We start from the raw sequence: 12,847 nt of genomic DNA on the forward strand, positions 1-12,847 counted from the left end.
TGGCTGAAACGGCAAGGAGCTTCCGATGACCCAGATGGCACTGGTGATCGATCTGAATGTATGCGTGGGATGCCACGCGTGCGTGACGAGTTGCAAGGAGTGGAACACGTCGGGCGAATCGGGCAGTCTCGCCGACTTCAATCCGTACGATGCGGATCCGTCCGGCACGTTCTTCAACCGCGTGCAGAGTTTCGAGGCCGGCAGTTTCCCCGACACGGAAATGATCCATTTTCCGAAGTCGTGTCTGCACTGCGAGGACCCGCCGTGCGTGCCGGTCTGTCCGACCGGCGCGAGCTACAAGCGCAAGGAGGACGGGCTGGTGCTGGTCGATTTCGATCGCTGTATCGGCTGCAAGTATTGCGCGTGGGCATGTCCGTACGGCGCGCGCGAGATCGACGAAGAGCGCAAGGAGATGACCAAGTGCACGTTGTGCGTCGATCGCATCCATGACGAGAATCTGTCGGAGCGCGATCGCCAGCCGGCGTGTGTGCTCGCGTGCCCGACTTCGGCGCGGCTCTTCGGCGATATCCACGATCCCGACTCGGTGGTGTCGCGCGCGATCAGGGAGCGTGGCGGTTATCAGTTGATGCCCGAGTGGAACACACGCCCGGCGAATCATTATTTGCCGCGTGTGCCGACGACGTCCACGGGTTGCGGCAGCGAAGCGTGTTCCTGCAAATCGACCGGTTCAACGATGGATGATTCCGCGGATGACGCGGCGCAATCGTCGGCCTCTCCGGATTCGCAACTCGAAGCGCAACTCGAACGCGGCGAAGTGCGCCTCGCGTCGATCGCGACGCGCATCTGAACGGCTGAACGACCGAATGATTGAGCGATTGAGCGACTAAACGAAGACGGGGCCCCACGATGAATCCGGCATTTTCCGTAGTGTTCTTGACGACGTTGAGCGGCGCCGCGCAGGGCTTGCTGATTGCGCTCGTCGGTGTGGAGAGCGCGGCGCGGCGCGGCTTCGTCGCGCCGCCCACCGCCGCGTTTTATGTCGCGGGGGCCGCGCTCTCGGTACTGCTGGGTGGCCTTGGCCTGATCGCGTCGTTCTTCCATCTCGGTCATCCGGAACGCGCATGGCGCGCGATCGCGATGTGGCGAACCTCGTGGCTGTCGCGCGAATGTCTGTGTCTGCCCGCGTTTCTCGCCTGTGCGTTCCTGTATGGCGTCGCGCACTGGTTCGGCTCGCCGTGGTCGCTCGCGCTCGGTTGGCTCGGTGTGCTGGCGAGCGCCGCGCTGTTCGTCTGCACCGCGATGATTTATGCATGCCTGCGCTTTCTGCAGGAATGGGCAACGCCGCTGACGCTCGTGAACTTCGTGCTGCTCGGCTGCGCGTCGGGCTTCACGCTGGCGACGGCATTGAGTGCGTGGGGAGCGCCCGCGCTGATGGTCGGACTTGCGATCTGCGCGTGTGTGCTGACGCTCGCCGGGTGTGCGAGCCGTTGCGCGTCGCTCGCGCGCAACGCGCGCTTGCGGCCGAAGTCGACCGTGCAGAGCGCGACCGGTATCCGCAATCCGAAGCTCGTGCAGGTGACGCGCGGCTTTACCGCGGGCGCGTTCAATCTGCGCGAGTTTTTTCACGGCAAATCGGCGCGGACGCTGCGGGGCGTCAAGTGGGGGTTTCTTGCGAGTGCGTTCGTCGCGCCGGTCGTGCTGATCGTGCTCGGCGCCGGATTGCAGCCGATCGGCGCGTCGTTCGCGTTGCTGGCCGCGGCGTGTCTCGTGCAGTATGCGGGGCTCGTCGCGGAGCGCTGGTTTTTCTTCGCGGAGGCGAAGCATCCGCAGAATCTTTACTACGCGAGAGTGGGGTGAGCGGCGGCGGCTAGCCTTCGGTTTCATCGGCGGAGCGCGCCGATCGCCGCGCCGTCCGACGCCGCCCCTGCTCGCGCGCGAAGACAGCCGGGGTACAACCGACGTGACGATGAAATCGCCGGGTGAAATGGCTTTGATCGGCAAACCCCGTCTCCAGCGCGATTTCCGCAAGCGGTAGACTGGTTTCGGCAATCAACGCTTGTGCCCGGCGGATCCGGCACTGCTCGACGAAGCAGATCGCCGTGACGCCCACGGTCCGTTTGAAGAGACGGCTCAGATGAAACCGGCTGACGTTCGCAAGGTTCGCGAGGTCGTCGAGGCAGATCGGCCGGTCGAGATTGTCCTCGATGAATTCGGTCAGCCGGGCGATTTCGAGCTTGCTGAGCGAGCGGTCCAGCGTGCGTTCGGGCGTGCCGAAAGCGGAATAGCTGCGCAGCAGATGCGCGGCCAGTGCATTCGAAATCGAATCGGCGATCAGCACCTGAGCGGGGTGCGTCTCGCGGTTCATTTCCATGAGAAGGCTCTGCGCGAGTTGCTCGATTACCGGGTCGCGTACCAGAAAGACATTGCGGATTTCGACGTGAACGCGATGGTGGCCGAGCTGCCCGGCCGCGCGGTCGACGAGTACGGGCGGAATGCGCAACCTCACAGTCCGTCCTGAATTGCCTTCCCACGTCGAGTCGTAGCCGGCCGGCATGATGTACGAGGTTCCGGCGGCAACCACGCCCCGATGAACGGCCCCGGCGCGGCGCTGGACCAGCGTCGCGCTACCGGACGGGCAGTAGCAGACGAGGTGGTGATCGAGCCCGGCATAGCTTTCGGCGCAATCGAAATAGGGGCGATGAACATCGACTGTCACACCGTTCCAGCCGCGCCCGCGCGTGGTTGCGACAGGTTGCTGCGGACGCGCGTGCAGGATTTCGTCGATCGAGATCAGGGGCGGCCGGCCCGGCAGGCGGCGCGCGGTTTCAGCCATTTCGCCGGCTCCAGTCGCGAGGCCGCCGATGAAATCGCCACGCGGTGCTGTGTGATGGAAAGACGATAATCATCCGCGCCTCCGCCCGATGCGATCCGGAAGTAGGGAACGGCGGTGTCCGCCGGGATACTGATGGCGTAGTTTGGCACAACCGCCGCGGCATTTCCGGTCAGCGCGGCATCGCTGCGAACAGGCGGGCGGCGCACGGTTGACGAACACCACGCGCGCCAGCGGGGTGCCAGGGGAGACGAACGTGGGCAGGCTCAGGAGCCGCGGTGCCTGTCCGATCGCGGCGGCCGTTGCACGACGTTCGTCCACAACTGGCGCAGGCTGTCCACGCCGCCGGCCGTCGAACTCCAGAGCGTCGTATCGCCGACGAGAAGGCCGCCGTTGAACGCTTCCGGGCGTGACTGCAGCAGGGCGTCGAATGTGGTGCGTTCGCGCGAGAACGGATGCGGCGGCGCGCCGTCATCGATGCGCTGCCGCGCCAGCACGTCGAGTTTTCCGATCGCTTCGCCGAGTCGCTCGAGTTGCGGCAGATGCGGATGAAGGTTGAAAGTCGTTACGTTTGCCAGAAGGCTGAATCGGTCGAGTGCCGTCTCCACTTCGATTGCGGCAGGCGATCCGTCCGCATTGACGGCGGGCCGCAGTCCGAAGCGGTTTTCCACCGGCACGCCGAGACCCGCAAGAAGAGAACGCGCGAAGCCGCCGAAGCGTTGCCGCGGCGGAATCGTCCTGTCGCCGTGATGTCGATATTCTTCGATCTGATGTTGCAGACGCTCGCTTTCCGGAAGCTCGTCCGGATCCCCAATGTCGTGGTGCGGGCAGACGAACGCCAGATGGTCGGGGTCGCCGAGGAATGTCTGGAGCGCTTCGACTTCGCGGCGCTCAGCCTTTTGCGCTGTCGAAAACGAATCGAAGCTGATGACGATGAGCGTATCCATGCCGTCGAGAACGTCGGCGCTGAGCGGCGTGAGCGTTCCGTCGTCCGCGACCCGCTCCGTCTGCCGGACTTCGTGGCCGGTCAACCCGGACGCCAGCTCGACGAACGTGGTGAAGTTGCGCTTCATGATGTGATCGAGGAAGCCGGCAATGCCCTGGTCGAAGCGCTGCGGGTCCGCGAACTCATGAAATTGAGGGAAGCCCGTCCGGCGGCTTTCGAAGAGCGCCGGGAAGCGATCTTCGATGACATGGAGCGGCGCGCCGCTCTCGGCCGGCCGGCTCCATGCGTAATAAACAAGGACTTTTCGCTGATTCATCGCGTTTGGACCTCCGGGCGGTGCGGTACGCCGGCGAGTGGCGGACGTGTCGTCGCGATGATGCTCCATCGCGCGGCCAGAATACGGAATCGGCAGCGGCGAAGGATTGCACGGTCTTGCGCGATCTGGAAGGAAATTGCGGCCTGCAACCGGTGATGCGAAGGGTCGCGGGCACCCCCGCGCGTCGTAGCGCAACACCAGGTATTTGCGGCAGGCACTACCCGCATGCCCCGACTTCCCCACACGCGGTACAGAAATCGCATCCATCCTTGCGAATCACCGCATTCGCGCCGCACGAACCGCACTTGCGTCCGAGCATCGTATGCAGCCCTTGCGTGCTGTCCGGCTGCGTCAACGTGTCCGTATTGTCGTCGGGATTCGCCCGGATGCCGAAGTCGGCCGATAACGCCGTCTCCGTTTTCATTTGCCCGCGCGGCCGGCGCGTCAGCATCCGCGACGTCACCTGATTGCCTTCGGCATCGAGAAAGCCGCGTCGATACAGGATCTGCTGGATCGCGAACGCGAGCGCGGCGACTTCCGAATCGTGCCAGCGCGGCGCGCGATGTCCGTCGAGACGCTGTACTTCGCCAAGCCGCACCTGGCCACGATCCCACGACACCTTGCGCATGTCCTGCAGATTGCGCGCGACGAAGCCGCCGCGCGCGGCGAGCGACAGCGAACGCATCGTCGCGGTGATCCACTGTTGCGACTCGTCGCGCTGGCCGGTGGGGATAAAGAACTCGATCGGCCGCTCGATCGTCACGTCCTCGCCGCCGAGGCGTCCGGTCACCTCGATGAACGACACCGCGACGTACAGCGATTTCTTGCCGGCTTGGGTCAGATACTCGACCTTCTCGATGATCGCCGGCAATTCGCCTTTGGGCCGATGATCGATCGCGATACGCAGCGGATCGAGATCGCTGTCGGCGAGCGTGTCGTCGGTCTGTGCCGGCGTGACGCTCAGCACCGCGCCGAGCGTGTCGTTCGGGCGATAGGTGGCGAGGCCTTTCAGACCGCTTTTCCACGCGTCGAAATAGAGGCTTTCGAATGCCGCGAACGGATAGTCGGCGGGCACGTTGACGGTCTTCGAGATCGACGTGTCGACGTACGGCTGCACGGCCGCCATCATGTCGAGATGATCGCGCGCCGACATCTGCAATGCGCTGACGAAATAGTCCGGCAGCCGGTTCACGTCGCCGCCGAGTTCGCGATAGAGCCGGTATGCGTAGTCCTCGACGTCGAACGATTCGCGCCCGCCGTCGGCCATCACCTTCATGCGCCGGTAGGTCCACGAGAAGGCGGGCTCGATGCCGTTCGACGCGTTGTCCGCGAACGCGAGGCTCACGGTGCCGGTCGGCGCGATCGACAGCAGATGGCTGTTGCGGATGCCGTCGCGGCGGATCGCCTGCTGGATCTCGTCGGGCAGCCGCGACGCGAAGGTGCCCGCTTCCAGATAATGCGCGGCGTCGAACAGCGGAAACGCGCCGCGTTCCTTCGCGAGTTCGACGGACGCGCGATACGCGTCGTCGCGCATCAGCCGCGCGATGCGCACCGCGAAGTCGCGGCCTTCCTGCGAGTCGTAGCGCAGCCCGAGCATCACGAGCGTGTCGCCGAGGCCGGTGAAGCCGACGCCGATGCGCCGCTTCGCGCGCGACTCGTCGTATTGCTGCGGCAGCGGCCACAGCGTGACGTCGAGCACGTTGTCGAGAAAGCGCACCTGCGTGCGCGTGCGCCGCGCCAGTGCGTCCCAGTCGAACGACGGCTTGCGGCCCTGCAACTGCGCGAACGGATCGACGACGAAGCGCGTCAGATTCAGCGGGCCGAGATTGCAGCAGCCATACGCGGGCAGCGGCTGCTCGCCGCACGGGTTGGTCGCGCGGATCGTTTCGACGGCGCGCAGATTGTTGTCCTCGTTCATCCGCGAAATGAACACGATGCCGGGCTCGGCGATGTCGTACGTCGAGCGCATGATGCGCTCCCAGATCGCGCGCGCCGGATGCTCGCCGTAGACCCACAGCCCGTCCTCGCGCTGCCGGACGTCGCCGGCCGCGCGCAGCGCGGGCGACGGATCGGCGCGATGCACCAGTTGCCACGGCTCGTCTTCCTCGACCGCGCGCATGAATTCGTCGGTGACGCCGACCGACACGTTGAAATTGTTCCAGCGGCCTTTCGAATGCTTGGCCTCGATGAATTCGAGCAGGTCCGGGTGGTTGCAGTCGAGCACGGCCATCTGCGCGCCGCGCCGCGAGCCCGCGCTCTCGACGGTGCGGCACGACGCGTCGAACACGTCCATATAGCTGCACGGGCCCGAGGCCGACGAACTCGTCGTGTGAACCCGCGCGCCCTTGGGCCGGATCGCGGAGAAGTTGTAGCCGACGCCGCCGCCGCGGCGCATCGTTTCGGCCGCCTGCAGCAGCGCGACGTAGATGCCCGGCAGACCCTGCTCGTCGACGCCCTGGATCGAGTCGCCGACCGGCTGCACGAAACAGTTGATCAGCGTCGCGGCGATGCCGCTGCCCGCCGCGCTCATGATGCGGCCCGCGCCGAGCGCGCCGTGCCGCAGATTGTCGACGAACAGCGCCTCGACCGACGCGCGCAGTTCCGGCGGCTCGGCTTCGGCGACGCCGCGCGCGACGCGCCGGAATACGTCGTCGGCCGATTGCTCGTCGCCTTTCGCGTATTTCTCGAGCAGCACGTCGAGCGAGAACTGCTGCGGCGCGATCAGCGGAGCGGGCGGTGCGGAAATGGAGGAGGCGGGGGATGCGGAAGCCGCGCGGGTTTGCGGCGTGTCTTCTGCCATGATGTGCCCTCGAACGGCGCCACGGCGGGCGTGGCGCAGTGGGTGGAAGGCGCGGCGCTCTGATGCCGGGAGCATGCCGGCTGGCGGCCGGCGCTTGAGCGGGCGCAACGGGTTCACCTTAGCGCACGAGGCGAAGGGCGGCAACCGGGGAGCGTGAGGCCGGCGCCGCGCCGTAGCGCAGCGTGCAATGCCGCGGGGGGCCGGGCATGCGGACGCTACGGGCGCGCGGGCAGTAGGGGAGTCAAGGCGGGGTCAAAGCTGGATCACGGGAGGGGGCGTGGCCCGCGCGTCACGCGGCTTCGAGAAGCGGTTCGAGGATTTCAGCGCAGATCATCGCGGAGGCGTTCGATGGCGCCGGACGTTCCGCCGGCTTGAACACGGCGTCGCCGCGGCGGATCTTGCGGCGCGATACCGCGCAGGTTCCGGACGTATGCGCCGAGCGGCGTCGCCAGCGCTGCTCGCCGTAGTGACAGCGGCCGGGCTCGACCCAGCGGATCACCAGCGTCGTGTCGGAGCGCTCGAGAATTTCGATGCGTACGCCATTGGTACCGTCGAGGGGGATGGACTCCAGGGTCATCATCATCGGCTCCGTATTGTGGACAGCCGAATTTAGTACCGCGCGCGACGGAGAGCCATTGTGCCACCGTTGAAACACTGTTCTGCAATCAGCAATAATCGCGTGTGACAGGCGCGATTGGCTGGAATGACGGCTGATGCAGGCTTTTTATGTGATTTTTTAATAATGCCTATTTTTGCAACGCTGTGTTGCCGCCAGCGCGACGAGAAGTGCTGTCCGTAAAGGGCGCCGGCGCTTCCTTTAAGATGTGCGGATAGTGACGAGCCGAGCCGCAAGTGTAGCGGGTTTGATATTTTCAGGTCGGCTCGCGCGCACATCCTCGAAGAAACAAGGGTTTATATGATTTCGCGCCCTCCCGTCGTTCCTCCCGCTTCTCCCGCATCGCCGTCCGCCGCCGCGGAGCGCCTGAAAAAACAGAAAGCCGCGTCGATTGCGCTTTATATCGGACTCGTGCTGCTCGCGCTGTGGGTGGTGCGCGATTTCATCGTGGTGATCGCATGGGCGGGCGTCGTCGCGATCGCGTTGTGGCCGTTGTTGCACAAGGTCGCGAGCAGCCGCTGGTTCGCCGGCCGCACGACCCTGCTCGCCGCGGTGTTCACGCTCCTGATCGCGCTGCTGGTGGTGCTGCCGGTCGGGCTCGGCATCGGGCAGGCGCTGCACGAGGCACACGAGCTCAACGACTGGTTCAGGAACGTGCAGGAGAACGGCATTGCGATGCCGGGCTTTATCGAGCGTTTGCCATTCGGCGTGCAGCAGATCACCGCGTGGTGGCAGGCCAATCTCGCGCAGCCGCTGCGCGACTCGGCCGCGATGAAGGGGCTGCACAGCGACACCGTGATGACGCTGGGCCGCCATTTCGGCGCGCGCGCCGCGCGCGCGGCGATGGTGTTCGCGTTCATGCTGGTCACGCTGTTCGTGATTTTTCAGGCGGGGCCGCGTCTGTCCGGCTCGTTGCTGAAGGCCGCGCGCAGCGGTTTCGGCGACGGCGGCGCGGAACTGGTCCAGCGCATGGCGATCGCGGTGCGCGGCACGGTCTCGGGACTGGTCGTGGTCGGTGTCGGCGAGGGCGTGCTGCTCGGCGTCGCCTATTTCGTGACCGGCGTGCCGCATGCGGCGCTGCTCGGTTTCGTCACGGCGATTGCCGCGATGCTGCCGTTCTGCGCGCCGATCACGTTCGGGCTCGCGGCGCTGTGGCTGCTCGCGCAGGGTTCGCTCGCCGCGGCAATCGGACTCGCGGTGTTCGGCGCGGTCGTCGTGTTCGTCGCCGAGCACTTCGTGCGGCCGGTGCTGATCGGCAACTCGACGCGCCTGCCGTTCCTGCTCGTGCTGTTCGGCATACTCGGCGGCGCGGAGACGTTCGGCTTGCTCGGCATTTTCATCGGTCCGGCGCTGATGACGGTGTTGATGGTGCTGTGGACCGATCTCGTGCAGTAGTCGGGACCGGAGCGCCGGCCGTTCAGCGCCGTTGTGGCCGATCAGGGCCGGTGATTCGACGGATGCTCCTGCGCCGGCGGCTTCACGCAGTCGAGCGTGTATTCGAGCGCGGCCGGCAGTAGCGCGCTCCACACTTCCCACGTATGCCCGCCATCGATAATGCGCAGCGCCGCCGGATTGCCGGCGCGCCGCAGATGCGTGTATAGCAGCGATGCGTCGGCCTGGATATCGAGGTCGTCGTCGCCGGCCGCAATGAACATCGGCACGCGATACGGCCGGCTCATATAGTGATCCCACTGCGCCGGATAGTTGAGTTCGCGCCAGACGCGCGGATCGAACTGCCGTTCGCCGAATACGCCGACGCGCCGTGCCGCCGACGCGCGCGGCGGCTCGTTCACATAGATCGCCGGGCTCAGCAGCAGCGTGCCGCAGAACAGCGCCGGCTGGGTCAGCGTATAGCGCAGCGCGCCGAAGCCGCCCATCGATACGCCGCCGATCATCCGGCCGCCGCGTTGCGTCGACACCGCGTAGCGCGCCTCGATCTCGGGCAGCAGATCGTCGAAGAACGCGGTTTCCATCTTTTCCTTGCGATCGACGTACCAGTCCGTGCCCCCTTGCGGCATCACGATCACGACGGGCGGGATCTCCCTGCGTTCGATCAGCGCGTCCACGGTGCTTTGCAGATGGCCTCGCGTGATCCAGTCGCCGGCGTCGCCGTTATTGCCGTGCAGCAGGTACAGCACCGGCAGGCGCGGGCCATCCGGCCGGTAGGCGGCCGGCAGATAGATCATATAGCTCCAGTCGCGGCCAAGTGCTTCGGAATGGAAACTGCGGCTCGCGACGGTGCTCGCGAACGCGGGCGCGCCGACGGTGACGGCAAGCAGAACGAGGGCGAAATGGAGAAATCGACGCATGTGAGTGGGGAAGGCCGGCTGGTCTTTTGGTGTATCCGAAGCGGGCCACAGGACACGCTCAGCGCACTCAAGACGATGTCCGAAGCCGCGCGGTAACGAAGCGCCCGACGAAGCGCCTGAACGGTTCCACGCCGAGCGCGACCGCGAACAGCGTGCCGACCGCCGCCGTGTCGGCGAGCAGCCCGAGCGGATAGTTCAGATAGCCGTCGGTGGCCGCATACAGAAGCGAGTCGATCACGAGCGAAATGACCGCGCCGGCGATAAAGCACAACAGCCCCTGACGCCCGATCAAGCCGATCCACGGCAGCCGGCGCGCGATTTTCTTCGCCCAGCCGAGTTCGATCAGATTCGCGGTGAGCCACGCGATCGCGACGAAGTTGCCCGCGCGCAGATACGACAGATTCCGCTTGAGGCTCCCGTCCAGCGGCTCATGCATGAGAAAGAGCTTGTAGTACGCGGCGCCCGCGACCACCGCGAACGCGAGCACGCTGACGAGCCAGCCGAGCCGGTGCGCGCTGATCCGCTGATAGACCGGCTGGCAGCGCGCGAGCACGCCGAGCACGAACATCAGTTGCCATGCGAACGGGTTGAAGTCCCATTGCATGTCGGATGCGGCGGGCAGATATTGGCCGATCGCCGGCGCGCCGGCCCACAGCGCGATGCTGCCGGCGAGCAGCAGCCACGGCTTGCCGCGCGCGAGCGGCAGGATCGCCGGCACCAGCAGCGCGAAGAACGCGTACATCGGCAGCACGGAGGCGAGGTAAGGCTGGCGGCGCAGCAGCAGGATGTCGCGCAGCGCGGCGAGCGGCGTGTCGAGCAGATCGTCGAGATCGGTGGTGGCGAGATTCGGGCCGTCGATGCTGAGTGCGGTGAGCAGCGCGCTGACCAGCAGCATGAGCCCGGCGGTCACGAGAAACGCGCGGTAGATTTCGAGCGAGCGCCGCAGGAAGCGGCTGCGCGCGATCGTTTCGTTGCGCCGCTCGGCGAGGGCCGCATAGGCGGTGGCGGTCGCGAAGCCGCCGAGGAACACGAATACTTCGGCGGCATCGCACAACGCGTACGCATGCAGCGTGACGCGCGACAGAATGCTGCCGCCGATGTGATCGACAACGATGATCAACAGAACCAGTCCGCGGAAAAAATCGAGCTCGATCAGACGGGAAGAAGATTGTTGCATTGTTCGAGTCAAAAGAAGCCCCGTGTGACGGCGCGCTGATCCAGCGCGACGGGCGTCTCACAAGGCTTTTTTAGTATGGAATTGGATGCCGCCGCGGCCGGGCGAACCGTACTGGCATCGTCCGCGACCCGTGTCGCCGCCTTCGGCCGGTTCTGCATGCGCGGCGTCGGCGGAGTGTAAAGATGACCCCCGGTGCGACGCGGAGTTCCGGTGCGTCGCAGCAAAGGCGCTCGATTATATTTCTTTTTGTGACCAATCGGCTGCGAGCGCCGCGAGGCGGCGGCCCATTTACCTGAAGCCGCGTCGCCAAAAAAGGGGGGACCGCACGCAGTGGAGAATTAGCAACATTCTCGAATATCGGCGCATCCTCTCATGGACGGCCAGCCTATGTCGTGTGACGATTTCTGAAACGCGCAGCGCCAACGAAGCAGTCTTCAGCACTGCCGGAAACGTCGGAAATAAAGGGCATCGAGAACAAAGCGGGCGGATCGGGTTATCCGATTACTCGAGGTGCAGGGAGATCATCATGAACAAGCAAGTGTTCGCGCTGGCTGTCTCCGTTGCTGCGTCTGCCGCTTTGGTCGCGCCCGCTCGCGCGCAGACCAGCGTCGCGCTGTATGGCGTGATCGACGAAGGGATCAACTACACGAATAACGTCGGCCGCGGCCATGTCTATGAACTCGCGAGCGGCCTGGCGCAAGGCAGCCGCTGGGGCCTGAAAGGCTCCGAGGAACTGGGCGGCGGACTCAAGGCGATCTTTCAGCTCGAGAACGGTTTCGATCTCAATTCCGGGCGGCTCGGGCAGGGCGGGCGGCTGTTCGGCCGCCAGGCTTTCGTCGGTCTCAGTTCACAGCCCTATGGCACGCTGACGTTCGGGCGGCAGTACGATTCCGTCGTCGATTATCTGGCGCAGACCACGGCCAACGGCAGCTGGGCTGGCGAGCTGTTCTCGCATCCCTACGACAACGACAACACCGACAACACGTTCCGCCTCGACAACACGGTCAAGTACACGAGCCCGTCGATCTCGGGCTTCCAGTTCGGCGGCACCTACAGCTTCAGCAACGACACCGGCTTCGCGAACAATCGCGCGTACAGCTTCGGCGGCCAGTACGCGTACAGTGGCCTGCTGGTCGCCGCGGCCTATCTGCAAGCCGACAATCCGGGCAACGGCTCGAACGGCGCGATCACGACGAACGACGCGGGCTTCGTCGCGACGCGCATGCGCGTGTTCGGCGGCGGCATCACCTATACGGTCGGGCCGGCGACGGCCGGCTTCGTCTACAGCAATTCGAACTATCTGCAGCCGACCGCCAACGGTTATCTCGGCATCGAGCCGCTGGTGCCGCTCGTGCCCGTCACGCCGCCGGGCGTGCTGCTGAATTCGCTGAAGTATCAGAACTTCGAGGTGAACGGCAAATATCAGATTTCGCCGATGCTGTTCGTCGGCGCGCAGTACGTCTACACGATGGAAACGTACGACGCGTCGAACGGCGGCGTGAAGCCGCGCATCCACACGTTCGGGCTGATGGCGGACTACAACCTGTCCAAGCGCACCGACGTCTATCTGCAGGGCGAATATCAGCAGGTCACCGGCGATTCCACGCTGTCGATTCTCGATTACGCGTTCATCCCCGGCACGCAGTCGCCGTCGTCGACGTCGAAGCAGGTCGTGGTGCGCGCGGCAATCCGGCATAAGTTCTAGCGCGGATTTGCGCGGCTGGGCTATGCGCTTTTCTCACCCCCGCGGTGCCTGTCCGCTGTTGCCCGCTGGTCTGCACACCACTTCGCAACGGCCGTTCGCCGCGTCTTACGGCGATTCAAGTTCCAGTCGCGTTGGCCGATAAGGCAACTGCCAGCAATTGTGAATTGCTACCCCGGGACGTAGCGTT

At 65.3% G+C, this 12,847-nt stretch carries 10 protein-coding genes; 4 read left to right on the forward strand and 6 right to left on the reverse strand.

Going from position 1 to position 12,847, the window contains the following annotated elements; all coding sequences use genetic code 11:
• The first annotated feature begins 25 nt into the window (after positions 1–25).
• Both QM685_RS21130 and QM685_RS21135 read left to right on the forward strand, forming a co-directional pair.
• Positions 26–808, forward strand: coding sequence for a 4Fe-4S dicluster domain-containing protein (locus QM685_RS21130; protein ID WP_415118939.1), 783 nt, complete (start codon positions 26–28; stop codon positions 806–808).
• Between the two features lie 59 nt (positions 809–867).
• Complete coding sequence (locus QM685_RS21135) at positions 868–1,818, forward strand: dimethyl sulfoxide reductase anchor subunit family protein (RefSeq protein ID WP_415118941.1); 951 nt, start codon at positions 868–870, stop codon at positions 1,816–1,818.
• 10 nt (positions 1,819–1,828) lie between these two features.
• On the opposite strand, the gene QM685_RS21140 is transcribed toward QM685_RS21135, so the two are convergent.
• From QM685_RS21140 to QM685_RS21155, 4 genes are all read right to left on the reverse strand, one after another.
• A complete protein-coding gene (locus tag QM685_RS21140; protein ID WP_415118943.1) occupies positions 1,829–2,794 on the reverse strand; it encodes a helix-turn-helix domain-containing protein in 966 nt (321 codons plus the stop codon).
• Between the two features lie 263 nt (positions 2,795–3,057).
• Positions 3,058–4,053, reverse strand: coding sequence for a hypothetical protein (locus QM685_RS21145; RefSeq protein WP_415118945.1), 996 nt, complete (start codon positions 4,051–4,053; stop codon positions 3,058–3,060).
• A 217-nt stretch (positions 4,054–4,270) separates the two neighbouring features.
• The gene (locus tag QM685_RS21150) at positions 4,271–6,853 is read right to left on the reverse strand and encodes an adenosylcobalamin-dependent ribonucleoside-diphosphate reductase (RefSeq protein ID WP_415118947.1); all 2,583 of its coding nucleotides are present in this window, start codon (positions 6,851–6,853) and stop codon (positions 4,271–4,273) included.
• Between the two features lie 289 nt (positions 6,854–7,142).
• Positions 7,143–7,430: a DUF3331 domain-containing protein gene (locus QM685_RS21155; protein WP_233835320.1), complete on the reverse strand. Its 288-nt coding sequence runs from the start codon at positions 7,428–7,430 to the stop codon at positions 7,143–7,145.
• A gap of 339 nt (positions 7,431–7,769) precedes the next feature.
• On the opposite strand from QM685_RS21155, the gene QM685_RS21160 reads away from it, so the two are divergent.
• Positions 7,770–8,864 carry an AI-2E family transporter gene (locus tag QM685_RS21160; protein WP_415118949.1) on the forward strand — a complete coding sequence of 365 codons (1,095 nt, stop codon included), beginning with the start codon at positions 7,770–7,772 and terminating at the stop codon, positions 8,862–8,864.
• Between the two features lie 41 nt (positions 8,865–8,905).
• Here the strand turns inward: QM685_RS21160 and QM685_RS21165 are convergent, their stop codons facing one another.
• Positions 8,906–9,778: an alpha/beta hydrolase gene (locus QM685_RS21165; RefSeq protein WP_415118951.1), complete on the reverse strand. Its 873-nt coding sequence runs from the start codon at positions 9,776–9,778 to the stop codon at positions 8,906–8,908.
• 67 nt (positions 9,779–9,845) lie between these two features.
• Complete coding sequence (locus tag QM685_RS21170; RefSeq protein WP_415118953.1) at positions 9,846–10,955, reverse strand: OpgC domain-containing protein; 1,110 nt, start codon at positions 10,953–10,955, stop codon at positions 9,846–9,848.
• Between the two features lie 526 nt (positions 10,956–11,481).
• Between QM685_RS21170 and QM685_RS21175 the strand changes: the two genes are divergently transcribed.
• A complete protein-coding gene (locus QM685_RS21175) occupies positions 11,482–12,660 on the forward strand; it encodes a porin (protein WP_415118955.1) in 1,179 nt (392 codons plus the stop codon).
• The last annotated feature ends 187 nt before the right edge of the window (positions 12,661–12,847 follow it).

The organism is Paraburkholderia sp. (assembly GCF_047605525.1).
Lineage (GTDB): Bacteria > Pseudomonadota > Gammaproteobacteria > Burkholderiales > Burkholderiaceae > Paraburkholderia.